The organism is Acutalibacter sp. (assembly GCF_056800975.1).
Genome location: NZ_JBQISV010000006.1, coordinates 22214 through 47545, shown reverse-complemented (window position 1 = coordinate 47545; position 25332 = coordinate 22214). Strand labels below are relative to the sequence as shown.

The following is a 25332-nucleotide window of genomic DNA, read 5'->3' as shown; positions in this document are numbered from 1 at the left end:
TGCAGGAGCGGGTGGCCATTGCCGGGCTGGAGATTCTGGAGGTGCGCATCACCCACCTGAGCTATGCCCCGGAGATTGCCGCCGCCATGCTGCAGCGCCAGCAGGCCGAGGCCATTGTGGCCGCCCGCAAAAAGATTGTGGAGGGGGCCGTGGGCATGGTGGAGATGGCCCTGGACCAGCTGAACGCCGACCAGGTGGTAGACCTGGACGATGAGCGCAAGGCCGCAATGGTCAGCAACCTGCTGGTGGTGCTTTGCGGCAGTAAGGACGCCCAGCCTGTGGTTAACAGCGGCTCGATCTATTAACAGACCGGGGGGATACCCATGGAGGAAAAGAACGACAAGTCCAAAAAGCAGCTCCTGCTTCGGATTTCCCCCAGCCTGTGGAAGGAACTGGCGGAGTGGGCGGAGGACGACTTCCGCTCCATTAACGGGCAGATTGAGTTTTTGCTGACAGAATGCGTCCGCAAACGAAAGGCAGGCCGTAAAAAGGGCCCGCCGCCCCTGCCCGACTGGGCCCCGGATGGGGAGGACAAGGAGGGACAGAAATGAAATATTCGCCCTTGCTGATCATGGGGCTGCTCCTGGTATTGGTGAGCATCCCGGGCCTGAGGGGAAACCCTGCCACAGTGCACAGGTACCACCGGCGCAAAGTCAGCCCAGAGGACGCGCCCAGGTATGGACGGCTTATGGGGCTTGGCACGCTGGCAATTGGTATGTCCATTGTCTTAACTGCGGTCCTTCTGATGCTGTTCCACTTGGAAACACTTTTCTTTATCATTCTGACAGGGCTGGCTGTGGGCCTGGGCTTCATCCTGTACGCGCAGTTCAAGTATAACCGGGGCATTTTTTGATAGGAGGACAGCGCAACCTCCGGAGAACTGCCGCAAAAAGCCCTGACAGTACGCCAACAAAACAACCAAAAAGCAAGCCCGAAAGCCGCGTGCCCTGACGCAGCCCTCGGGCTTTTTCTATTGATACGGATTCGCTCACAAAGGTATGGCTCCTTAATGAGACCAGAAGACGGGGTGAGTTCGGATTACTGGAAATACTCCACGCCGGACTTGAACAGCTTCTGGTCCTTGTGGCCGGGGACATTCCGGTACAGCTCCCTGCCCCGGCGCTCTGAGTGGCACATTTTGCCCAGCACCCGGCCGTCCGGGCTGGTGATGCCCTCAATGCCGCACACCGAGCCGTTGGGGTTCCACACAATGTCCCCGCTGACGGCCCCGTCCAGGTCCACATACTGGGTGGCAATCTGCCCTTCCGCAATGAGCGTTTCCAACGCCGCCTGATCTGCCACAAACCGTCCCTCGCCGTGGGACACGGGAATGGTGTGGACGTCTCCGGCGTGTACCCCCCGCAGCCAGGGCGATTTGACGCTGGTCACCCGGGTGTATACCATGCGGGACACATGCCGGCCCAGAGAGTTAAAGGTGAGGGTGGGGGCCTTGGGGTCCGGCGGGGTGATTTTGCCATAGGGCACCAGACCCACCTTGATCAACGCCTGGAAGCCGTTGCAGATGCCCAGAATCAGCCCGTCCCGCTGGTCCAGCAGGTGGGTGACCGCGTCGGCAATGAGGGGGTTGCGCAGGGTGGTGGCAATGAATTTGCCCGAGCCCTCCGGCTCGTCGCCCCCAGAGAAGCCGCCGGGGAGCATGATCATCTGGCTGCGGCGGATGGCTTGCTCTAACCGCCGGATGGTGTCCTCAATGTCTGCCGGGGTCAGGTTACGGACAATAAGCACCTCAGCCTCGGCCCCTGCCTTCTCAAAGGCCCGGGCCGAGTCCACCTCGCAGTTGGTGCCCGGAAAGGCGGGAATCACCACCCGGGGCCGCGCCGCCTTGATCGCCGGGGCGGCTGTGCTGCGCTGGGTGTACAGGGGCACATCGGCGGGCAGCGGGGCCAAAGCAGCTTGGTTGGGGAAGACCTTTTCCAGGGTGCCCATCCAGGCGGCAGTCAGCTTGTCTATGGAGATTTTCTCGCCGTCCAGCTCCACCTGGCCGCTGCCGGTGGTGTGGCCCAGCAGCTGGCCGTATTCCATCTCTGCCTCAGGGGACACAGCCACCACCAGCGCGCCCTGAAGGGGAGCGTAGAGGGTCTGTGGGGAGAGGCCCTGCTCAAACTTGAAGCCCAGCTGATTGCCAAAGCACATGCGCAGCACACAGGCAGCCGCGCCGCCCTCCCGGACCACTCCGGCAGCAGTAATGTCCCCACAGTGGATGTGGGCCAGTACCTGCCGGTAGAGCTCCTTCAGCTTCTTCCAGTCCGGCATACCGTCAGCAGTGGTGGGCACGGGCAGCAGGCCCAGCTTTGCGCCCGGGCGCTTGACGCAGGCCGACAGGGTGCGGCTGGCCTTTGTCATGGCCACGGCAAAGCTCACCAGCGTGGGGGGCACGTCCAGGTCCTCAAAGGAGCCGGACATGCTGTCCTTGCCGCCAATGGCAGGCAGGCCCATACCGGTCTGGGCGGACAGAGCCCCCAGCAGGGCAGCGGCGGGCTGGCCCCAGCGGGCGGGGTCGTCGTGGAGCCGGGGGAAATACTCCTGGAAGGTGAGCCGGGCCTTCAGAGGGTCGGCCCCAATGGCGGCCAGCTTGGAGAGGCTCTCCACCACCGCATAGGCCGCGCCCATAAAGGGGGACCAGCTGGACACCCCAGGGATGAAGCCGTAGGCCATGGCCGTGGCGTCGTCGGTTTCGCCGGTGAGCACAGGCACCCGGGCGGCCATAGCCTCCTCGGGGGTGAGCTGATACGCCCCGCCAAAGGGCATGAGCACCGTGCCTGCGCCAATGCTGGAATCAAACCGCTCAGAGAGCCCCTTCTGGCCGCAGACCTCCAGCCGGGCCATGTTGGCCAGCAGGGCCTCTGTGCCGGACTTGCCCTTCAAAGCCTCCGGCAGGCTGGTCAGGTAGCAGCTGCCCTGGGGGGCGGTAATACGGGCATTGGCATTCTGGGTGACGCCGTTGGTGTCCAAAAATGCCCGGGACAGGTCCACCACCCGGTCTCCGCGCCACTGCATCTGCAGCCGGGGGCTTTGAGTGACCACTGCCACGCTCTGGGCGTCCAGGTTCTCGGCAGCGGCCAGGGCCTTGAAGGCGTCCACATCCTCCGGGGCCAGCACCACAGCCATGCGCTCCTGGCTCTCGGAGATTGCCAGCTCCGTACCGTCCAGGCCCTCATATTTTTTGGGGACCTGATCCAGGTCGATTTGCAGGCCAGGGGCCAGCTCGCCAATGGCTACGCACACGCCCCCTGCGCCGAAGTCGTTGCAGCGTTTGATCAGCCGTGCCGCCTGGGCATTGCGGAACAGCCGCTGAATCTTCCGCTCGGTGGGCGGGTTGCCCTTTTGAACCTGGGCGCCGCAGACCTCCACAGACTTTTTGGTGTGGGCCACACTGGAGCCTGTGGCCCCGCCAATGCCGTCCCGGCCGGTGGCGCCGCCCAGCAGCACCACAATGTCCCCAGGGGCGGGCTCCTCCCGGCGCACATTGCTCTTGGGAGACGCGCCGATGACCGCGCCGATTTCCAGACGCTTGGCCGTGTAGCCGGGGTGGTAGAGCTCGGTGACCTGGCCGGTGGCAAGGCCCACCTGGTTGCCGTAGCTGGAATATCCCGCCGCCGCGCCGGTGGTGATCTTCCTGCTGGGGAGCTTGCCGGGGAGGGTCTTCTCAAAGGGCAGGGTGGGGTCTCCCGAGCCGGTGACACGCATGGCCTGGTACACATAGGCCCGGCCGGACAGAGGGTCCCGGATGGCCCCGCCCAGGCAGGTGGCCGCGCCGCCAAAGGGCTCAATCTCTGTGGGGTGGTTGTGGGTCTCGTTTTTGAACTGAATGAGCCAGGTCTCGGTCTGGCCGTCAATGGTGACAGGGGCCTCGATGGAGCAGGCGTTGATCTCATCGCTTACATCCAGGTCTGGGCACAGGCCCTTTTTCCGCAGGTATTTGCCGCCAATGGTGGCCATGTCCATCAAAGAGACAGGCCGGTCCGTGTCCGGCCCATAGAGCTCCTCCCGCAGAGAGAGATACTCCTTCAGGGCCTGCTCCACAGCCTGCTTCAAAGGGCCGTCCTCCACGTCGACGCTGTGCAGCCGGGTGAGGAAGGTGGTGTGGCGGCAGTGGTCGCTCCAATAGGTGTCGATCACCCGCAGCTCGGTGACAGAGGGGTCCCGGCGCTCCTCGTCCCGGAAGTAGTCCCGGCAGAAGCACAGGTCGTCAAGGGTCATGGCAAAGCCCATGCTGTCATAATAGGCCTTCATCTCCCCGTCTTCCCACTGGGTAAAGCCAGCCACCCGGGCCACATTGGCGGGCTCGGGGGCGTTCAGGTCCAGACTGTCGGGTAGGTCCATAGAGGCCTCCCGGGACTCCACGGGGTTGATGAGATAGGATTTCACCTTGTCCAGATCTTCGGCAGAGAGGCCGCCCAGCAGGCCGATGACCCTGGCGCTGGCCACCGCAGGACGCTCCCCCTGGGTGAGCAGCTGGACGCACTGGGCAGCAGAGTCGGCCCGCTGGTCGTACTGGCCGGGGAGATACTCCATGGCAAAGACCTGGTACTCTGAGGGAAGGACAAAAGCGGCGGGATAGACGGTATCCATGTTGGGCTCTGAGAGGATAGTGTCGCGGGCCAGGGCGAACTGGCCGGGGGTAAGGCCCTCCACATCGTAGCGGTTGAGAATGCGGACGCGCTGCAGGCGGTGCAGGCCCAGGTTGTCCCGCAGGTCGGCCAGCATACCCTGGGCTTCCACGTCGAAGCCGGGATTTTTTTCAACAAAAACACGAGTGACCATAGAAAATACCTCCATTTTGGCGGGTTGCTTATGGGGGTATTATAGCACAAGAAGGGGAAGAAGAAAAGGGGGAAACGAAAAACTGACAACGCAGGCGAAAAAGCCAGAGCGAAGAAGAAGCAAAAGAGCGCGAACAAAAAGTTTCGTCAACCTTTTCAAAGGTTGCAGGGTGTGGGGCAGAGCCCCACGACCTTGACCTTAGGCGGCGCAGAAAGCAAAGGTGCGAGGCAGAAGTCTACCTACCCAGAGTGGTCAGGACGGGGTAAGGCTGCGCCGCCGTCGACTTGCCGCAGGCAAGTCGGATGCCGCAGGCAAGTCGAACTTAGCGCGGTCGACCAAAGGGAGACCAGCGGACTGATTGCTGCCGGCAAATTCAGAGAAGAATACCTTCAGCATACCCGTCAGATGCCAGCGAGCGCAGACGCGCGGTCTTGGCGGCTGCGGAAGATTTGCGGAGCAAAAGCTTCCGAGCGTCCTGTTTCCCGGAGGTACATTCAGAGAACAAGCGGCACTTCCATCCCATCTTTATTATTTTTCTATTGTCAACCGCCCCAGTTTGTAGTATAATATTACCTACAATCATCTCCTAATCCCCCCGAAAACTCAACAGAAAGGCGGAATTTCCATGGAACTGAAACAATTTGACCTGCAGGCCTACGCGGCCAAGGCCCGCGAGACGGTGGCCGAGGGCGCTGTCCTCCTGCGCAACCAGGGCCCGGTGCTCCCCTTTGCCCCCGGTGCACGGGTCGCCGTGTTCGGCCGCAGCCAGTTCAACTATTATAAGTCCGGCACTGGCTCCGGCGGTCTGGTCAACACGGCCCATGTGCCCACCATCACAGAGGCTTTGGAGGCCTCCGGCCAGGTGCAGGTGGACGAAGAGCTCAAGGCAGTCTACGAAGCCTGGCTGCAGGACCACCCCTTTGACGTGGGCCAGGGCTGGGCAGCAGAGCCCTGGTATCAGGAGGAGATGCCCCTGGACCCGGACCTGGTGAAAAAGCTCAGCGGCCAGAACGACGCCGCGCTGATTATTCTGGGCCGCACCGCCGGCGAGGACAAGGACAGCTCGGCGGAGGAGGGCAGCTACCTGTTGGCCCAGGCCGAACGCCAGGTGCTGGAGCTGGTGTGCAAGACCTTTGACAAGGTGGCTGTTGTGCTCAACACCGGCGGCATTCTGGATATGAAATGGGTGGAGGAATATCAGCCCGGCGCAGTGCTGTATGTGTGGCAGGGCGGCCAGGAGGGCGGTCTGGGAACCGCCGATGTGCTTGTTGGCAAGGCCTGCCCCTCCGGCAAGCTGTCCGACACCATTCCCGTGGATATTGCCGACTGCCCCGCTGCCGGAAACTTCGGCAGCGAGAGCCGCAATGTCTATGCCGAGGATATCTATGTAGGCTACCGTTACTTTGAGACCTTTGCCCCGGACCGGGTGCTGTACCCCTTCGGCTTCGGCCTCTCTTACACCCAGTTTGAGGTAAAGCCCCAGCCCGTGCGGTTTGACAAGCTGTTCACCCTCTCGGCCCAGGTTGCCAACACAGGCAGCGTCCCCGGCAAAGAGGTGGTGCAGGTCTACTGTGCGCCGCCCCAGGGCAAGCTGGGCAAGCCCGCCCGGGTGCTGTGCGCTTTTGCCAAGACGCCGGAGCTGGTCCCGGGGGAGAAGACAACCCTGAGCTTCACCTTCCCGGTAGACTTGCTGGCCTCCTATGACGACAGCGGCGCGACCGGCCACAAGTCAGCCTGGGTGATTGAGGCGGGAGAGTACGCTTTCTTTACCGGCACTGACGTGCGTACCGCCCAGCCTGTGGGCAGCGTTACCCTGGAGGAGCAGGTGTTGGAGCAGCTGGAGGAGGCCATGGCCCCTGTGACAGCCTTTGAACGCTTGCGCCCCGGCCTGGCGGAGAACGGCGTGTTCGCCAAGGACTGGGAGCCCGCCCCTCTGCGCACCGTCAGTCTCGCAGACCGCCGGAGCGCCCACATGGCTCCCGAGTACCCCCAGACCGGGGACAAGGGTTGGAAGCTGGGGGACGTGGCCGACGGCAAGGTCTCCCTGTCCGACTTTGTGGCCCAGCTCTCTGACGAGGACCTGGTGTGCATGGTGCGGGGCGAGGGCATGTGCTCCCCCAAGGTGACCCCCGGCACGGCAGGCGCCTTTGGCGGTGTCACCCAGCGTCTGGTGGACTTCGGCATCCCCACCGGCTGCTGCGCCGACGGCCCCAGCGGCATCCGCATGGACTGCGGCACCCGGGCCTTTGCCATGCCCAACGGCACCTGCCAGGCATGCACCTTCAATACCCAGCTGGTAGGCGAGCTGTATGAGTACGCAGGGCTTGAGCTGCGCAAAAACAAGGTGGACACTTTGCTGGGTCCTGGCATCAACATTCACCGCCACCCCCTGAACGGCCGGAACTTTGAGTATTTCTCTGAGGACCCCCTGCTCACTGGGCGCATGGCCGCAGCCCAGCTGAACGCCATGCACAAGTATGGGGTCACAGGCACCATCAAGCATTTTGCCTGCAACAGTCAGGAGTTCCACCGCCACGACGTGGAGGCTGTGGTCTCCGAGCGGGCCCTGCGGGAGCTGTACCTGCGCTGCTTCGAGATTGCCGTCAAGGCCGGCAAGGCCCGGTCCATCATGACCAGCTATAACCCGGTCAACGGCTTCTGGTCGGCCAGCAACTACGACCTGCTCACCACCATCCTCCGCGGCCAGTGGGGCTTTGAGGGCCAGGTGATGACCGACTGGTGGGCCAAGTGCAACGACGAGGGCCAGGAGGGCCAGCGCACCAACACTGCCGCTATGGTTCGGGCCCAAAACGACCTGTACATGGTGAACACCAACGCCGGGGCCAACTCCGGCAACGACAACTCCGCCCAAGGGCTGGCAGAGGGCACAGTCAGTCGGGGAGACTTCCAGCGGTGCGCAGAGAATATCTGCCGGTTCCTGCTTCAGTCCCCGGCCCTGCCCCGGCTGCGGGGCCAGGAGACCCAGCTGGACAAGGAGCTCAGCGAAGCCCCCTCTCTGGACGACGGCAGCGCAGCGGATATCCATTTTGTAGAGGCGGACGAGAACGATGCCGTGCAGATGGACGTGGGCCTGATCAGCCTGAACAAGGGGGACAACACCCGGTTCGGGGTGTCGGTTCAGAAGCAGGGGGTCTACACCCTGCGCATGGTGCTGCGCAGCAGGGACAGCAATGACGTGAGCCAGCTGCCCCTCTCCGTGTTCCAGGACCACAGCCTGCTGGGCACCACCACCCTTACCGGGGCTCAGCGGGACTGGCAGACCGTGGAGCTGAATGTAATGGTGTTCTCGGGCAACTTCTACCTGCGCTTCTTCCCGGCCCAGACCGGGCTGGAAATGCAGTCCTGCACTTTGGAGATGAAGCTGACCATGGAGGAGGCCATGAAGCAGTTCCAGAGCCAGAAGCAGGAGGACTGACGCCTGCCTCAGCGGGATAAGGCAGGACCATTCTAAATAGATGACCAACGCCGCCCAAGGGAAGTATGACCTTGGGCGGCGTTCTGTCGACCGAACCAGTCCTCCTGGCCGAGTGTCTTGGCTGAATTGATCCAACACAGCAGGCGGAGGGCGCAGGGCTTTTTCTGTTCCCTTTCCGGTTACAAAACAGGAGCGGACAATGACCGATTTTTTACTGGCATCCTTGCGAAAAAGAAACAAGGGTGCTATACTCTAAATGTATACTTAACCAAGGGGGAGATTCTACCCCCTGGACCTGGGGAGGGGGGCTTTTCATCCATATCTGGCAGAGGCTTTCCAACCTCAGCGACCACTATCTTGTGGTCTGTATCCTGTTGGCCCTGGTGCTGCTGGCCCGGGTAGGGGTGGGCGACGGGCTTACGGTAAGCGCCCTGGGGCTGCTGCTCTGCGCGGCTGGGCTTTCTCAGGGGGAGGCCCGGGCCGACCTGTGGACGCTGGCGCCTATGACGCTGTATGTGCTGGCCGCTATGCTCTCCTCGCTGGCTGCTTATGGCAGTCTCTTTGCGGGCTTTGGCGGGGTGCAGCTGGTGGTCCCGGTGCTCTATCTTCTGACAGCCTGCCTGAAGGAGGAGGACCGGCTGCTGCTCCGGCGGCTGTGCGCTGTGCTGGCAGCGGGAGTCGCGGTTTTGGGTCTGGGCTGGTTTGTGTTTTGCGGCGTGGCCTATGGCCGGGCTGGACGGCTGGGAGGCCTGCTGGGCAATCCCAATGCCATGGGCATGTTTTTGACGCTGGGCTGGTTCGTGCAGCGGGACTTGCAGGAGGACGCCCCTTCCCCCTGGGCAGAGGCGCTCTCCCGCCTGGAGCCGGTGATTCTGACCGCTCTGGCGCTGACTCTTTCCATGGGCAGCTTTGTTGCTATGGCGGTGGGTCTGCTGGTCCTCTTCTGGCAGTGGAAGCGGCGGGTGGGCCCTCGGGCGGCTTTTGCCGCTCTCTGCCGGACCCTGGCCGGGATAGTGCTGGGCATGGGTACAGGCCTGCTGCTGTATCTCACTGTCACCCGCACCAGCGTACCCTGGACTTCTCTGCTGGTGTTGGGCTACGCCGGGCTGCTTACCGCCTGGTGGGGACAGGTACGGAGCTTTCTGCGGGACCTGCCCCGGATGGCTCTGCTGATCACAGCCCTGGGTCTGCTGGTGGCAGGGGGAGCTGTGGCAGTACGCCCCAGCGCATGGAGCACCTTCCCTGAGCGGTTGGAGATGATGGCCAGCGGCGCACAATATCTCACCGCCCACCCGCTGCTGGGGGTGGGCCCCTACCAATGGCGGGGCCTGGACCTGACGGACGGTGGCAAATACTTCAACACCTGGCACATTCACAATGTGCCCCTGCATGTGGCAGTGGAGCTGGGGTGGCCTGCCGCCTGCCTGCTGGGCGTGGCGGCGCTGCGCTTTTGCCGCAAGGGGCATAGCCCAGCCCAGAATGGCGAGGCCGCCGCTTTCTTTGCCCACAACCTGATAGACACCAGCTTCTTCTATCTGGGGGTGCTGGCCTTTGGGGTAGTGACGGCAGGCCGGCCCCGGGAGCGGGGCAGGACCTTGAGCCCTCTGGCTCTGCGGTTGAGCTTTGCCGGCTGCGGCCTGATATTTGCCTGGCAGCTGTACTATTGGGTGGGGGTGATGCGATGAGCACGCCTAAGAACCGCCGCCGGGTCTGGGTGCTGCTGGGGGGCTTCTGTCTGCTGACCGGCTTGGTGCTTGCCCTGTGCGCGGCGTTTTCCTTTCGTCTGCCCGAGCTGGTGGGCCGGGAGCTCACCGGAGAGGAGACCGCCCAGGTGGTCGCCCGGAACAGCCCCCTGACAGAGTACGTCTATCTCTCCCCCAACGCAACCTTCCCCAGAGAGAACCCCATTGAGAAGATCACCGTTCATCATATGGCCGGGGACCTCTCTTTGGAGGAGCTGGGGCGTTCCTTCGGGGAGTGGGACCGGCAGGCCTCGTCCAACTACGCCATTGACTCTGCTGGGCGGGTGGCCCTGTATGTGGAGGAGGCTGACCAGGCCTGGACCTCTGCCAGTCAGGAGAACGACAGCCGGGCCGTGACCATTGAGGTGGCCAACGACCAGACCGGCGGCGACTGGCATGTAAGCGACGCCAGCTTTGAGGCCCTGACCGCCCTGTGTACAGACATCTGCCGGCGCAACGGCATCAAGGAGCTCCGCTTTACCGGCGGGCCGGAGGGCAGCCTGACCACCCACCGGATGCTGGACCCGGACACCCTGTGCCCAGGCCCCTACCTGCAGGGCCGCATGGAGGAATTAGCAAAGGCAGTCAATGCCCGGTTGGGCTGAAGCGTATAAATGACAGGAAGATCTTGTGTAAGGAGGCTTCGGATTGACATGAAACAGAAACCAAATGGAAAAGGGACCAGGCTGTTTCGTTCTGTTTTGATCGTCTTGATGGTTCTGCTGACCCTGGGGGTGGTGGCCCTGGCAGAGGGAGGCGGCTCCTCTTATGTCCTCACGCTGGAAAAGCTTTTTGCTGACGGCACGCCGGAGGAAGCCAAAAACAAGGAGTACACCTTTCAGATAACGGGGAATCTGTACTCTATGGGAGAAAAAGACGGGGAAGTCAACGAGACGGTCACCTTGGGCCCTGACAACAAATACCAGGCCACGGTTGAGTTTGGCAACGCCGCCCAGGTTCAGGTAATTGAGCAGACAGAGGGCCTTGAGTTGAGCAATGGCTGGAAGGTGACAACTCCCACCGCCGAAGCCCAGTGGACGGTTCCGGACACCTCTGCCAAGGTGGAGCTGAACGCCACAGTGGGCGGCGGCGCCATCACGCTCACCCGGCCTGCCAACGCTGGCTACTCCTGCGCTTATCAGGTGACAGGTCCCAAGCAGTTTTCCAAGATCGTGCCGGACAACGGCACTCTTGGCCCGGGGGAGAGCTATACCCTCACCGGCCTGGACCAGGGAGAGTATACGATTGACGAGCTGAAGGCCCCGGATGGCATGGTGGTGGAAAAGTCCACGCAAAGGGCCCTGTCGGTAGCCCCCGGAGAGACCGCGTCCTTTACGGTGGACGGCGAAAACGCCACCGCAAAGCTCACCGCGCCGGAGCTGGGCGAGGGTGAACCCAGCAGGAGGTTCCGCTATGTGGCCTCTAAGGTGGGAAGCAAGGATGAGAAGGACTTGCGCTCACTCTATCTGGACCCCGGCGAAACCGTCACAATGGAGAACCTGGACAAGGGGACCTGGACGATTGAGGGCGTGCCCTATAAAGGTACGGGAGAATTTGCTGTCAGTGTGCTGCGGAAAGCTAAGACGATACCCAAATATTACGCTTATGCTAATTATACTAAGAAACCATTTGCAATAGTTAACTCCACATGTGATTATGCTGACAATCTCAGAATTGGCCCTCTGCGTGATTTTGACACAAACAAGTCGATAGAAGGTGTCAAGTATAAGGTAACGGTACAGGCGACATGGAAAAAGAAGGGCGCCGACAGCTGGGATGTGATTAATCGGTCTTTCTCCAATCGTACCAGCGAGAAGTATACTTTATTAAATACCGAGTTTAAGCTTTCAAACGGCAATGTATATGAGCCGTATATCAAGCCGGGAAGTAAAGTGACCATAACTGCGCTTACCAAAACAAGCGATACTGAACTCAACCTGGCAAATACGAAATATCGTGTTCAATGGGACGAACACACTAAAGAAAAAATAGAGAATTCAAGTATCAGTGATGAGGATGGCTATAAATCCCACACTTTTGAAATCGATGACCAGGGTTGGCTGGAAATCACCAAGCCCGCCGCCCCCGATGGTGAAAGCGACCCCAACCTGTACACCTTTACCGCGACAGATTCAGCAGGGGCAGAGAGGTCCGTCACCCTGGGAGCCGGAGAGACCCAGCGTTTGGAGGGCCTGGCTGAAGGCAGGTGCACCGTAGTGCAGACCAAGACAGCCCCGGCCAAAAAGACCTTTTCCCTGGAGCTGAGCGACAAGCAGAGCTTTGTGCATTCAGGCGCGTATGCCACAGTCACCCTGATGGGCAGCCACGGCCAGGTGAGCGTGACCAAGCCCGACAATAAAGAGGGAACTACCGACGGCGGGCGGCTTTATCTCTTTGCCCTGCAAAACCAGACGGGAGACGAGCTGGATCGGGTTGCTCTGCACGCCGGAGAGACCAAGGTCTGGCAGGACCTGACCCCCGGCGTCTACGGCATCCGCTCCCTTGACGATTCCAGTCCGGCGGGCTTCCACCTGAAATACAGCAACAGCTCCTACATCTCTATCACAGGCGGCAGCGAGTCCTCTATAAAGGTTACCAACCACTTCTCTCAGGAGAAGGGAGCGTACCATGTCATCCACGAGTATTACCATGACTTTGTCGACCCCAGAAACCTGGACGGTTACAGCGAATACGAAACCATCTCTGGCCAGCCGCTGGACAGCTCTCCCTGTTTAGCCGAGGATGTAGACTGGGAGCTGTTCTACAAGGGCCGTGAATATCGCCATGTGGAAGACGCCTATGGCAGAGTGCAGTATTACGGTGAGCCGGAGGATGTGCTTCAGGAGTCAGACGAGGATGATGCAGAGGAACCTGACCCAGACCCTGACCCAGACCCCGACCCGGACTCTGACCCGGAGGCTCCTGACGGAGAGGAACCCACAGCCAGCCCGGATGCTGACCTCAGCCCCGAGCCCGACCCGGTCCCCCAGCCCGGGGAAGCTCCGGACAATGCCCCGGATGCGGCTCCCGTCCCGGTGCCGGACGCTGACCCGGACGCCCAGCCTGACGCCGGTCCTGAGCCTGACCCGGATGTCCAGCCCAGCAACGCGCCGGACGCCCCCTCTGACATGACCCCCGGCCTGGATCCTGACGTCGGCCCGGACGCGGAGCCCACGCCTGCGCCCACTCCCGAGGAACCGGTCCTTCCCAGCCCGGGTCCCACCGAACCGCCCTATGAGATCATCCTGGACGGCGACACGCCTCTGGATGCTTTTCCTGGGGACGGCAAGCTCTACACCATCGCAGGCTTCCTGAACCCTATGGAGCTTTGGTCGCCGGACCCCGGCCCAGCCCCAGACACAGTAGCGGCAGCCGCCGCAGAGGACCAGGCAGCCGAGGGGCTTCTTCAGACCGAGATTATCAACCACCAGCCGGATGCCGCTATGAATTCCGTCCAAGCCACCAGAGACGGGCGGCAGATCATTATTCTGCGCTATGTATACACCCCTGAGGAGGAAAAGCCTGTAGAGGGCACCTACAAGGTGGTGCATGAGTATTACCTGCGGAACAACAGCAGCATCTTTGAGGGCCGCAGGGAGATTGAGACCATCACCGCCCCCTTGGGCGAAAAATTTACGGCCAAGGCCGTGGCGGAGCTGAGGCGGTTTACTCCCACCATTTACCCCCCAGGCGAAACCCCGGTGGAGCATACCTATACCTGCTTTGGCTGGCTTCAGGGAAAAATGGACAGTGACGCCGCATATTCAGAGCGGGTGGACATGGATCATGTGGAGCCTACCGTGGAGGGGGACCAGATCCTCATTCTGAAATACTACCGGTCGGAGCAGGAGCCTGAGCCTATGCCCACGCCCACTCCGGTTCCTCCGCCTCCTGTCACGGTTCCCACCCTGACCCCTGCGCCTACGGCAAGCCCCAGTCCTGAGCCCAGCGCAGAACCCTCGCCTGAGCCCAGCCAGGAGCCTACTCAGGAGCCCAGCCCCGAGCCTACGCCGGAGACTTCTCCCAGCTTGGAGCCGTCGCCTACGCCAGACGATGAGTTTGATATTGAGGACAATGACAACCCCTTTGCCAGCGCCCACCCAGACCCCACGGAGACCCCTGCCCCTACGCCAACGCCTACCCCGACCCCAACGCCTACTCCCACACCGTCCCCGACGGTGAAGCCCACCGCTAAGCCCACGCCTACACCAAAGCCCACCAAGTCTGTGCCTAAAACCGGCGGGGGCGTCCCCATGGCTTTCTGGGGCACCTTGAACGTGAGCTCTCTGGCAGGCTTGGGCGGCGTGACAGCGGCTCAGGTGCGGGAAAAGCGCCGTACCCAGGGCAAACGCCGGAAAAAGTAAGCTCTGAGCGCTGAATCCAACAACTGCCGCGTGCTTTGGGCAGTCTGTCATAAAAAAGCGAATCCCCGCCGGAAAGTGGTTGCTTTTCGGCGGGGGTTGCTTTATAATGAAAGTATCGTTACGCAGTTCAAAAGAGGGGCTTCCCTCCTTTGAGCCAGACGGCTTTACTGCCCGGTTTAACATCGACATGCACAATTTTAAGCGCGTTTACGATAATAACAAATCAGGGGAATATTAAGCAGAGTATCTTGCCGAAAGGCTTGATATAAAATGACAAAGATAAAAACGCAACGCATATCTAAAAAGGTATGCCAGAGCCGGTAGGTAGCCCGGCCGTCTCATCCTATGGATGAGGTAAGTAACCTGCCCCTCCGGGTTGTCCATTCTTTGCCCATAACACATTGCAGGAGGGAATGTTATGGTCACAGAAGGTGGAAAGCTCACCGTGTTTTTTGAGGGGCCGTTCTGGGTTGGTGTTTTTGAACGGGTATCAGCGGGCAAGCTGTCGGTGTGCAAGGTTACATTTGGGGCAGAGCCGAGGGACCAGGAGGTTTGGGACTTTATCCTCAGACACTACGATGGGTTGAAGTTCGGCCCGGCGATAGAGGCTGAGGGGAAGAAAAGGGCCGATCATCCCAAGCGGAGACAGCGCAACGTCAAAAGGCAATTACAGGCCTCTGGTGTGGGAACCAGGTCACAGCAGGCGTTGCAGATGCGGCGTGAGGAGATGAAAGCCCAGAAAAAGCAAGCCAGCAAAGAGCGGCACAAGGCCGAGAGGCAGCGTCGGTTTGACCTGAAGCAGCAAAAGCGCAGGGCAAAGCACAGAGGCCATTGATTGCGGCGGCCTTTTACTTCCCGTTCGCGGGGTACACAGTATAGAAAGGGACAGGCGGGCCGCAATGGCTTGCCTGTCCCTTGACTATTTGAGAAAGAACTTATCCTTTGGGCGCAGTGGTTTTTGCCCATGGCAGAGCAGTCCGGCCAGGGGCAAGGAGGTACACAGAACCCCCGTGGGGTGTTGTAGGCAAGACCGGCGCCAGCGCTTTGCAATACCCAGGTATCGAGCAATAGACCCCTGTATACAGACTACACACACCCACAGAGGCCCCTGATCTGTCCTCTTCCTGTTTTTCTTTTAAAACCTGAACTCTGCAATAAAAAAGAAGCCCCGCCTGAAAAGGCCGGGCCTCTTTTTTATGATACGCGAGGGTTTACTTCGCGTCAAACTCCTGGCTGTAGATCTCGGTGCCATCCTCGGCAGCGTAAACCACCACAACCTTGGGGTCAGAAACCTCAATGGCGCTGGACAGAGAGGAGGCAATGCCCTCAAAGGTAGCGGCCTGGCTGGCCATAGCGGCTTCCAAGGCATCGTGCATGGTGGTGATCTCTTCTTCGCTGAACTCCTCGCCCACAAAGGTGAAGGTGTAAACCAGCTTGTTGTCCTGGCCCTCTACCTTAACAGCCATGCTGTCGTCGCCGGCGGTCAGGCTCTCAATCATGCTGTCCAGCTGGCTCTTCACACTGGGATCGTCCAGGAAATCCTGGATGGAGGCATACTTGCCATTGGCAGCCGCGCTGCTGGCCTCAGAGCTGCTCGCTTCAGAGCTGCTTTCCTCAGGGGCGCTCTCCACCTGAGAGCTGCTGTTCTCACTGCTGGCAGTGCTAACAGAGCTGCTGGGCTCGCTGCTGGAGCTGCTCTTGTCGTCGCCGCCGCAGGCGGTCAAGGACAGGACCATGGAAACGGCCATTGTGCCGGCCAGAAGCCGGAGGAGATTCTTTTTCATGACAAATCACCTTTCTTGAATGTAGTATAATGTATTTTTCAGGGCCCGTTTGAAAGCGGGGAGCGTTACAGAAAAGAGATCAGGCTCCGGTCTTTCAAACGGGCCTTGCAAGGGCTTTTGGCCTCACAAGGCCTGAAGCCATGGAGAATTATACTCCCATTCTGGGGCGATGTCAAGCGTTCATTGATTACAAAAAAGTTAATATTTTCTCTCAGGACAACATTTTTGCACGGGAGCAGATTCAATCTGGCAAAATTAGCCGAAATATTCAGCGGCTTCCCTCCTGCTTTTCCCGCAGGTCTTGCACGCTGTCCCGCTCAATCAGCCGGGCGGGCAGCTCAATGCGCAGCCAGGGCTCCTCCTCGCCCAATGCCTTGAGCCTGCGCAGGTTTTTGATCATCAGCACACATTCCCGCCCCATCAGCTGGGGGGAGTTGCGGATGGTGGTGATGCGGGGCTCGATCATGGTGCACAGGGGCTGGTCGTCAAACCCGGTGACAGACACATCCTCTGGCACGCGCTTGCCCAGCTGCTCCAGGGCCTTGATGGCCCGCCAGGCCTGCCGGTCGTTTTCGCACACTAGGGCTGTGGGCAGTTGGGGCACAGCGGCCAGCTGCTTTGCCAGCCGCTGATATTCCAGCAGATCCTCCCCCTGTCCGGCGCAAAAGCAAAATTCCGGGCGATAGTCCAGGCCAAGCTCTCCCAGGGCAGTGCGATACCAGCGCTGGCGGTCTGCCCGTACCTCCCCCGGCCAGCCGCTGTAGACAAAGCCCAGCTGAGTGTGGCCCCGGTCCTTCAGGTAGCGGATGACATGGAACATACCCTGCCGGTTGCTGATGCATACGCTGCTGGGCTCCCAATAGCTGGGCCCGTCCAAAAATCCCCCCGCATCCATAAAGACAAAGGGGACGCCCGCTGCCTTGACGTCCCGCGCCAGCTGGGCAGTCAGACGGCAGGGGTGGACAATGGCCCCTACCACATTGCCGGTGCGGCGCAGCTGCTCGGCCAGGGTGACGTTTTTCAGGCGGTTCGTGTGAACCATCACCAGACAGCAGTCGTTCTCCCAGGCCTCGGCCTCCACCCCTTCCAGCACGCCTGAGAAGAAATTGTAGGGGTCGTTCCGGTCTGCGAAAAAGTCGTCGGAGATGATATAGGCAATGACTTTGCAGGCGCAGCCCCCCTCCTGGGCCTGCGCCGCCTCTTTGGCGGGCTGGGCTCCCGGGGCCTCGCCGGAGCGGCAGGAGTCGCACAGCATCTCCTCATGGCCCAGCTCCTGAATCTTTTCCAGAAGGGATTTGCGCAGAGAGTCGCTGATGCCGGGCTTGTTATTCAGCACCAGAGAGATTGTGGCGGGAGAGACGCCCAGCTTCTTTGCCAAATCTTTTGCTTTCATAAGAAACCGCCCCCAGGGGTTTATAAACTATTTATAAAAACATTATAAATGATTTCCTCCCAAATTGCAAGACCCTATTGACAATCCGCCTGGAAAAAGTTAAAATAGATTTGAAAAATGAAAGAAGGGGAGCTGGGAAACCGGCTGAGAGGAGCCTTGAGCTTAGACCCTTGAACCTGATCCGGGTAATGCCGGCGGAGGAAGCGTTTCATTTTTTCGGCCAGCGCAGGGCCCGGGCAGTGGGGGCTCTGGCTTTGTCGAAGGAAGCTTCCGCGCCGTCTGGAGGATATCCAGGCGGCGCTTTTCATTTTTCCCTTTGTGCCCAGTCAAAATACATAACAGAAAGGGAAGATCGTGTCATGAGTCAAAACAACAGTCAGAACAGAAACAGCTCGCGGGTAGCCAACCTGGTGCTGGCAGGGGTCCTCATTGCCTTGGGGACTGTGCTCTCCTTCATCAAGGTGTTCAACCTGCCCTATGGCGGGTCCATCACTCTGTGCTCCATGCTGCCGGTGATGGTGTTTGCCTACCGCTGCGGGCCCCGATGGGGGCTGGGGGCTGGGTTTGCCTACAGCGTGCTGCAGCTGCTGTTCGGCCTGGACGCCCTGAAGGGAATCAGCGCAGCCACTATTGTGGGGTCTGTTTTGCTGGACTATCTGCTGGCCTTTACTGTGCTGGGGCTGGCCGGCGCGCTGCGGGGCAGGCTGAAAAGCGACCCGGCGGCGTTTACCCTGGGGTGTCTTATCAGCGGCCTGCTGCGGTATCTTTGCTCCTTCCTGTCCGGGTGGATTTTGTGGAGCGAGTTTGCGGACGTGAATTTCTCCCCCATGCTGGCAGGTATGGACGGCCAGACCCTGGCATTCTTCTACTCGCTGCTATATAATGGAAGCTACATGATTCCCGAAATCATCCTGACCTGCGTGGTGGGCTTCCTGGTAATGCAGTTTACCGGGAAATACATTCTGAAACCAGAGGGCTAAGCCAGCCTCCCCGGCGAAGAACGCAGGACTTTGCCTCTCTACCCCTAAAGACAGCGAATGACCTGCTATCTCGAGCTGCACCCAGAAAAAGCCTCCCCTTTCCGCCCCAGGCAAGCCTGGCGGTTTGAAAAGGGGAGGCTTTTCCTCTCTGTCCGCTGCTTTGAAGCAGGCCGCGCGCAACCTCGCGCCTGGGGTGCAATGTCCGAAGAGCTGCAAGCTCTTCCAGCTGACTTTACCGGCAGCAGAAGGGACGCTCGCCCCCTTGCTCCGCAAGGGGAAGAAGCTTTGCTTCGCAAACCTTCCGCAGCCGCGCAAGACCAGCGCGGCTGCGCTCGCTGGCTCCTTTGCCAGCTACAGCACAAACCCGCCGTTCACACCCAATGTCTGCCCGGTGATGAACTCGTTCTCCGCCAGAAACACCGCTGCCCTAGCCACATCCTCGGGCGCGCCAATGCGCATCAGCGGGGTCTCCTCCCGCAGCGCGGCCATGTCCTGGGGGGTGAGGCGGCGGTTCATAGGCGTGTCGATGACCCCCGGGGCAATGCAGTTCACCCGCACCCCCGAGGGGCCCTCCTCCTGGGCCAGCGCCTTGGTCAGGCCAATGACCCCTGCCTTTGCCGCCGAGTACGCCGCCTCGCAGGAGGCCCCCTGCTGCCCCCACATGGAGCTGATATTGATGACGCACCCGCCCTTCTGCCGGATCATATGGGGCAGAGCCCGGCGGCAGCAGAGGAACACGCTGGTCAGGTCCGCGTCCAGCACCTGCCGCCACTGGGCAAGGCTCATGTCTGTCAGCAGGCCCTGCCAGGCTGTTCCCGCATTGTTCACCAACACGTCCGCCGAACCCAGCTCTGCCTCCATCCGGGCAAACAGCCCCTCCACGTCCGCCTCCCGGGTCAGGTCCCCCTGTAGGGCCAGGGCCTGACCGCCCTTCTCCCGAATGGCCTGGGCGATGAACTCCGCCTCCTGCTGCCGGGTGTTGTAGTGGACCGCCACTGCGCAGCCCCGCTCTCCAAAGGCCAGGGCAATGGCCCGGCCAATGCCCCCCGAGGCCCCGGTAACCAGCACATTTGCCCCTGAAAGCTTCACAGCTCCATCTCTCCCTTCTCATACATCACGGCCGACAGGGCCGCAATGGGCGCGGTCTCTGTGCGGAGGATGCGGGGCCCCAGGCTGCAAATTTTCGCCCCCAGGGACCGGGCCAGCTCCGCCTCCTCCTCCGCGAACCCGCCCTCGGGCCCGATAAACACAAACAACCGGCCCCCTGTGTCCCTCAAGCCCTCCTTCAGACTGAGGACAGCCCGCTCGTAAAGGAACAGCACATGGCCCTCACCGGCGGCAATCTGCAAGGCGGCGGCAAGGGGCGCGGGCGCAAGCACCTGGGGAACCATGCCCCGGCCGCTCTGCATAGCGGCCTCCAGAGCAATTTTCTGCAGCCGGGCCAGCTTTTTGGGCTGCGCCTTCTGGTCCCATTTTGCCACGCAGAACCGGCTCTCTACCGGCCAGACGCTGTGTGCTCCCAGCTCCACGGCTTTTTGCACCACAGTTTCCAGCTTGCCGCCCTTGGGCAGGCACTGGCACACAGTGACCCGGGTCCGGGCCTCTCCCCGGCTGGGGACAGAATCCCCTGCTGTCAGCCACAGGGAGTTCCCGGCATTCTCCGCCACAGTGCAGAGGCAGTCTGTCCCCGCGCCGTCGCACAGGGTGACAGACTCCCCGGGCCGCAGGCGCAGTACCTTGGCCCCGTGCCGCCCGGCCTCCCCCTCCAAATGGTACAGCCCGCCCTCAGGCAGGCTGTCAACAAAAAAACGGGGCATAGGCTACAGAATGCAGTAGCGGTCCATGTAGCCCTCCATGGCCGCGACCAAAGCCGGGTCTCCCTGCTCCTTCAGGTAGTCGTGAATGTCCGCCACTGTCACAATGGGGTGCACCTTAAGGCCGAACTCCTCCTCTACCTCCATGATGGCAGTCTTGCCGGGGGTCTGGCCTACCTCGCAGCGGTTGACGCTGATGAACACGTCAGTCACATTCACATCGCCGCAGCCCTTAAGAATAGACATGGATTCCCGTACAGCAGTGCCGGCGGTGATCACGTCCTCAATAATAATGATCCGGTCCCCGTTCTTAGGCTGGTAGCCCACAGTGACGCCCCCCTCGCCGTGGTCCTTGGCCTCTTTGCGGTTGAAAAAGTAGGGCTTGTCAATCCGGTGGTCCTGCCACAGGGCCGGCGCACAGGCGGACACCAGGGGGATGCCCTTATAGGCCGGGCCGAACATGGCGTCAAAGCCGTCGCCGACCGCATCCTTTACCAAAGCGGCGTAGTAGCTCCCCAGCCGGGAGAGCTGGGCCCCGGTGCGGTACAGGCCGGTGTTGACAAAGTATTGGGTGTTGCGCCCCGACTTGGTGACGAACTCCCCAAACCGCAGCACATCGGCGGAAAGCATGAACTCAATAAACTCCTTTTTCTTCTCGGTCAGCATACCATCGACTCCTTTACGTTTTTATGTATGAAAGCTTTAAGCCCGCAACAGACAGCAATCCCCCGGGACATCCGCTGCATGGGGCCTTTACCGCTGTCCATGCCGGCCCCTGCGGTCAGCCGGCCGGCTTTCTTGCCAGCTCCAGGTCCACCGTGTAATACACTGTCATCACCCCGCCGTGCCTTTGAATGGCCCGGCAGATGCCCTGGAACAGCCCCTCCCGGTTGGCCGGGTCCAGGGCCATATGGTCCCGGTAGGTTGTCAGCAGAGACAGGTACTCCTGTACCGTGAAATCCCGCTCCATCTCATACAGATGAAACTCTGTCTCTACAAACCCATGTTGTTTCGGAATGGCTAAAAGCCTCTCCCCATCCTCTGGGCGCAGCGGCACATATTCCCCCTTGCCGCCGTTCATATACCGGCGGTAGAGCTCCTGCACCTCCTGTGTGAGCTCCACGCGCTGCCGGTCCGGTCCGGCGTGATAGGCAAACCGGGCAAAGGCCCCGCCGGGCTTCAGCAGCTCATACACCCTTTGATAGCCGTACTCCTCGGGAATCCAGTGGAAGGCCGTGGCGGCATAAACCAGGTTAAAGGCCCCGCCGGGGCAGGAATAGTCCTGCAGGGTCTGTTCCAGCAGGGTGAAATTGGGATATCGCCCCAAACGCTTCCTGGCCAGAGCCGCCAGGTTCCCTCCCGGCTCCAAGCCTGTCAGGCGGCAGCCCGTATCCAGAACCGGCCCGGAGGCCTTGCCCGAGCCCAAGCCGATTTCCAGGGCCTGGCTCTCCCCTGCCAGCGGCTGATATCGAAGGATATCCCGGTACAGCTCCTGAGGGTATTCCGGGCGGACAGAGTCATATTCCGCCGCCGCGTTGTCAAAGGTGCGCTCAAACTCTCCAGCCGACATTTCCCTACTCCTTTCCTTTGACAGATTCCAGCCCGGTCGTCCAAGCGATCGTGTTCCCGTTGCTCTCCGCCAAGACTGTCCCGTCCTCATCCGTGCGGTAGACAGTGACCCCGGCAGCGTCCAGCGCCGCGAGGGTCTCCCGGTGGGGGTGGCCGTAGCGGTTGCCGGTCTCGCAGCTGATTACCGCGAACTGGGGGGCTACCTCTGCCAGAAACAGGTGGGAGGTGGAGGAGCTGGAACCGTGATGGCCGCATTTCAGCACATCCGAGTCCAGCAGATAGCCGTCGTTCAGCACCACCTCCTCGCTCTCCGCCTCCGCGTCGCCGGTGAACAGGAAGGAGGTCTCTCCATACACCAGCCGGATGACAGCAGAGTAGTTGTTGGCCCCCTCCCAGTCCGCGTCAACCCGGGGGGCCATTACCTGGAACAGGGAGCCTGCCGGAGACTCGATGGAGGCATCCTCCATCAGCCGGTTAATGGTGAGATTCTTCTCCTCCGCGGCGTCCAGCAGCTTCTCGTAGGCTGTGGTAGTGGGGGTCTTGTCCTCGGGCAGCTGGGGCATGTACAGGGCGCCAATGTCAAAACGCTGGATGATGCGGGCCATACAGCCCATGTGGTCTGTGTGGGGGTGGGAGCACACCAGAGCGTCAATGCGCTCCACGCCCAGGTCCCGGAGATAGTCTGTGAGGCCGTCGGCATACTGATACTCTCCGGTGTCAATAAGCACATGGAACCAGCCGCTCTCTCCTGGGATGCGGATGAGCTGGCTGTCCCCCTGGCCCACGTCCAGGTAATAGACCTGCAGGCTCTGTCCCTGGCCGCCCTCGGGCAGGGGGACAGAGCCCACGCCCTCGGGGGCATTGCCGGAGAGATTGAGCCGGCTGGACAGCAGGAACAGCAGCACCAGCACAATGAGGCCTCCCACAGGCCCCAGCCCGTAAGAGCGGCGGAAACGGGGCCGGCTGCTTCGGTTTTTACGGTAATTTGGCAAGGTGATCCCTCCCACGCTTGAATTCCCGGTCATTATAACACAGCGGGCCGTGTTTGTCCAGCAGAAGGCAGGGGCCGGGATTGTCCAAACCACAGAGATAATCATCTGTATTGCCCCGCCCCACGGGCGGGGCAATACGAAAAAACTCCTCGAAGCGGACACTCCCGCAGGGGCCCACATGCCCGTCTCATAAACTAACAACTTGCATAAGCTGCGATGAGTATAGACTGCTTTACCAGTCTGAGAACAGGGGAGATTCGGGTAAAATGCGGGCCGTCAGGGCCTGTTCTCTTCTGCTCGCAGCTCTCTTTTGTGCATAAATACATTTATGAGACAGGCGTGAGGGGGCCATGGGGCTGTTTCGGAAAAGCCCCTTGCCGGCGTTTACACAGTCTTGCATTTTTTTACAGGCAGGTATATAATTGTTTTATGAGAGAAAGATCGTCCCTTCAGAAAGGAGAACTCACTATGAAAAAACCATTTGCCCGGCTGGCAGCCGCGGCGCTGGCCTTGGCGCTGGCCATTCCCGCCGGCCTGCCTGCTGCCGCGTCCACCAGCGACGCGCCGGGCTGGGCCGCAAAGGCGGTCCAGTTCAACACCCAGCACAGCATGATTGAAGACCCCGACGCCTGGATGCCCGGGGACCCCTCTCCCCGCAAGTCGGTGGTGTACGCCCTGTATCAGCTGGACGGAGGAGACGCGGCCCCCTCCATGGAGCAGGGGCCCGAGGATATGGGCTTTGCCTACCTGTCTCCCATCAACTATCTGTTCCCCGCCGGCTGGGCCAAGGAGAACGGCATTGTCAGCGGCACAAAAACCCTGGAGGACGGCCGTTGGTATTTTGGCCCGGAGAACACAGTGGACCGCCAGCAGATGGTGACCTTTCTGTACGCCTATGCCAGGTATGAGAACCGGGACCTGACCGGCGACCCGGCCCAGCTGGACCGCTTTGCCGACGGAGACCGCACCGCCGGCTGGGCGAGGAACGCCATGGCCTGGGCTTTGGAAAACAAGCTCATCAGCGGCACAGGCAACAACATGCTCAGCCCCGGCAAGCGTTTGAGCCGGGCGGAGCTGGCTGTGTTCCTGCATGCCTATGCCCAGCGTTATGCCGCGCCGGAGGAGTCCCCCACTCCCGGCCCTGCAGAGACTCCCACCCCCAGCCCCACAGAAACCCCTGACCCCGGCCCCGGGGGCGCTGAGACGCCCAAGCCTGACGCAACCGCAACGCCGGAGGCAACGGCTACCCCCGCGCCCACATCAACCCCTACTCCTACGCCAACTCCCACGCCTACGCCGACCCCTACGCCCAGTCCTGCTCCGGAGGTTCCCGTAGAGCAGCCGACGCTCAGCGGCTTTGCTGTTGCCTCGTACAAGGAGAACGACCAGGGCGACGTCATGAAGGTGGACGTTGCACATGATTGCAGACAGCCGGATTCCTCCAACGAGTACAGAATCAGTTTCTATACAGACGGCAACGACGCCTGGCTGGACCAGGTTGAGTTTGAGGTGGAGGACATTACCCCGCCCGCCTATAAAAAGCTGTTTGAGGATATGGACTGCCCGCCCGGTCCTGTTCAGAGCAGCCGGGTCAACATCACCGAGAAAATCGCCGGTATTGCCAGGGTCACCGGCCCCTGTACCAACGGCCCCGCCTATCCCAGTATAGAGGCCAAGGCCGGCGTTGAGATTGTCGTAACCGGCAACACGGCCCTGCGGGGAATCAAGGTCACCGCACGGCTGGATGGGCAGGTACTGGACACGGTATATTCGCTCTCAGGCAAAAACCGGGACACAGACGAGGCTGACCATGCCTTTTACAAAAAGGTCCGGGAGCGGATTGAGAAGCAGCTGTGGAACGACTCCATGTCGAACCTGGAAAAGCTGAGGGCGCTGGCTGATTATATCAACAGCACCACCCGTTACCCCCGGTCAGCCGCCACCAGCAAGGAGGGCAACCCCCAGTTCTGGCAGAACTTCTCGGTAGAGGGCCAGTTCCTGTTCTATGACGCAGCAAGCGACGTGGTGCTCAACCGCTGCATGGACCTGCAGGGCGGCATTGTCACCTGTCAGGCCCAGTCCATTTTGCAGCGCGCCGCAGTGGAGGACCTAGGCCTGCCCTATCTATATGAGGGGGGCGACCCTGAGGACATTGCCCCCGGTGAAGGGGTCTGGTCCGCCAGCGGCAAATATAGCTCCAGTCCCGATAACCCCTGGCACGAATCCCTGGTCTATAAGGACGCGGATGAGAAGCGGTATTGGCTGGACGCTCAGGGCATGGAGCTGACCGAAACCCAATACGACTACAACGCCCACATCCTTCCCCTGAAATAAAGCATAACACAAAAACGCCCCGCCTTATGGCAGGGCGTTTTTTGCAAGGTTTTTCATGCCTGATAGACATAACACACGTTGTCAAATCCAATTTAATTTTTTTCGCAAACTGCTTGATTTTACTCTCGCAATTTGTTAG

17 protein-coding genes, 1 pseudogene and 1 riboswitch are annotated in these 25332 nt (G+C 60.8%); of the genes and pseudogenes, 10 read left to right on the top strand and 8 right to left on the bottom strand.

What is annotated here, in order from left to right; all coding sequences use genetic code 11:
- The 3 genes and pseudogenes from ACTO5E_RS01560 to ACTO5E_RS01550 form a co-directional block, all read left to right on the top strand.
- Positions 1–305, top strand: a pseudogene (locus ACTO5E_RS01560) (SPFH domain-containing protein); the annotation flags it as partial.
- An 18-nt stretch (positions 306–323) separates the two neighbouring features.
- On the top strand, positions 324–551 hold the full coding sequence (locus ACTO5E_RS01555; RefSeq protein WP_482300965.1) for a type II toxin-antitoxin system antitoxin: 228 nt from the start codon (positions 324–326) through the stop codon (positions 549–551).
- On the top strand, positions 548–853 hold the full coding sequence (locus ACTO5E_RS01550; protein ID WP_482300963.1) for a hypothetical protein: 306 nt from the start codon (positions 548–550) through the stop codon (positions 851–853). Before ACTO5E_RS01555 ends, ACTO5E_RS01550 begins: the two co-directional genes overlap by 4 nt.
- Positions 854–1038: 185 nt before the next feature.
- On the opposite strand, the gene ACTO5E_RS01545 is transcribed toward ACTO5E_RS01550, so the two are convergent.
- Entirely contained in the window at positions 1039–4785 is a 3747-nt protein-coding gene (locus ACTO5E_RS01545; RefSeq protein ID WP_482300962.1) for a phosphoribosylformylglycinamidine synthase, read from the bottom strand.
- Positions 4786–5410: 625 nt separating this feature from the next.
- Here ACTO5E_RS01545 and ACTO5E_RS01540 point away from each other — a divergent pair.
- The 5 genes from ACTO5E_RS01540 (at position 5411) to ACTO5E_RS01520 (ending at position 15162) form a co-directional block, all read left to right on the top strand.
- Positions 5411–8221 (top strand): glycoside hydrolase family 3 protein, encoded by a 2811-nt coding sequence (locus ACTO5E_RS01540; protein ID WP_482300960.1) that lies wholly within the window; start codon positions 5411–5413, stop codon positions 8219–8221.
- Positions 8222–8580: 359 nt separating this feature from the next.
- Positions 8581–9906 (top strand): O-antigen ligase family protein, encoded by a 1326-nt coding sequence (locus ACTO5E_RS01535; RefSeq protein ID WP_482300958.1) that lies wholly within the window; start codon positions 8581–8583, stop codon positions 9904–9906.
- Positions 9903–10568, top strand: a complete 666-nt coding sequence (locus ACTO5E_RS01530; protein ID WP_482300957.1) for a peptidoglycan recognition protein family protein — start codon at positions 9903–9905, stop codon at positions 10566–10568. Before ACTO5E_RS01535 ends, ACTO5E_RS01530 begins: the two co-directional genes overlap by 4 nt.
- 48 nt (positions 10569–10616) lie before the next feature.
- On the top strand, positions 10617–14327 hold the full coding sequence (locus ACTO5E_RS01525; protein ID WP_482300956.1) for a hypothetical protein: 3711 nt from the start codon (positions 10617–10619) through the stop codon (positions 14325–14327).
- A gap of 418 nt (positions 14328–14745) precedes the next feature.
- Complete coding sequence (locus ACTO5E_RS01520; protein WP_482300954.1) at positions 14746–15162, top strand: YjdF family protein; 417 nt, start codon at positions 14746–14748, stop codon at positions 15160–15162.
- Positions 15163–15538: 376 nt separating this feature from the next.
- On the opposite strand, the gene ACTO5E_RS01515 is transcribed toward ACTO5E_RS01520, so the two are convergent.
- Positions 15539–16111 carry a DUF4854 domain-containing protein gene (locus ACTO5E_RS01515; protein WP_482300952.1) on the bottom strand — a complete coding sequence of 191 codons (573 nt, stop codon included), beginning with the start codon at positions 16109–16111 and terminating at the stop codon, positions 15539–15541.
- Positions 16112–16379: 268 nt separating this feature from the next.
- On the bottom strand, positions 16380–17504 hold the full coding sequence (locus tag ACTO5E_RS01510) for a LacI family DNA-binding transcriptional regulator (protein ID WP_482300950.1): 1125 nt from the start codon (positions 17502–17504) through the stop codon (positions 16380–16382).
- Between the two features lie 115 nt (positions 17505–17619).
- Positions 17620–17724: riboswitch (TPP riboswitch) on the top strand.
- 139 nt (positions 17725–17863) lie between these two features.
- Between ACTO5E_RS01510 and ACTO5E_RS01505 the strand changes: the two genes are divergently transcribed.
- The gene (locus ACTO5E_RS01505; RefSeq protein ID WP_482300949.1) at positions 17864–18484 is read left to right on the top strand and encodes an energy-coupled thiamine transporter ThiT; all 621 of its coding nucleotides are present in this window, start codon (positions 17864–17866) and stop codon (positions 18482–18484) included.
- A 351-nt stretch (positions 18485–18835) separates the two neighbouring features.
- Here the strand turns inward: ACTO5E_RS01505 and ymfI are convergent, their stop codons facing one another.
- From ymfI to ACTO5E_RS01480, 5 genes are all read right to left on the bottom strand, one after another.
- Positions 18836–19573 carry an elongation factor P 5-aminopentanone reductase gene (gene ymfI / locus ACTO5E_RS01500; RefSeq protein WP_482300947.1) on the bottom strand — a complete coding sequence of 246 codons (738 nt, stop codon included), beginning with the start codon at positions 19571–19573 and terminating at the stop codon, positions 18836–18838.
- Positions 19570–20301, bottom strand: a complete 732-nt coding sequence (locus ACTO5E_RS01495; protein WP_482300945.1) for an RsmE family RNA methyltransferase — start codon at positions 20299–20301, stop codon at positions 19570–19572. The genes ymfI and ACTO5E_RS01495 overlap by 4 nt, the downstream gene beginning before the upstream one ends.
- Positions 20302–20304: 3 nt before the next feature.
- Positions 20305–20964, bottom strand: coding sequence for an orotate phosphoribosyltransferase (gene pyrE / locus ACTO5E_RS01490; RefSeq protein ID WP_482300943.1), 660 nt, complete (start codon positions 20962–20964; stop codon positions 20305–20307).
- Positions 20965–21079: 115 nt separating this feature from the next.
- Entirely contained in the window at positions 21080–21868 is a 789-nt protein-coding gene (locus ACTO5E_RS01485; protein ID WP_482300941.1) for a class I SAM-dependent DNA methyltransferase, read from the bottom strand.
- 4 nt (positions 21869–21872) lie between these two features.
- On the bottom strand, positions 21873–22859 hold the full coding sequence (locus tag ACTO5E_RS01480; RefSeq protein ID WP_482300940.1) for a ComEC/Rec2 family competence protein: 987 nt from the start codon (positions 22857–22859) through the stop codon (positions 21873–21875).
- 468 nt (positions 22860–23327) lie between these two features.
- On the opposite strand from ACTO5E_RS01480, the gene ACTO5E_RS01475 reads away from it, so the two are divergent.
- Positions 23328–25193 carry an S-layer homology domain-containing protein gene (locus ACTO5E_RS01475; protein ID WP_482300938.1) on the top strand — a complete coding sequence of 622 codons (1866 nt, stop codon included), beginning with the start codon at positions 23328–23330 and terminating at the stop codon, positions 25191–25193.
- The last annotated feature ends 139 nt before the right edge of the window (positions 25194–25332 follow it).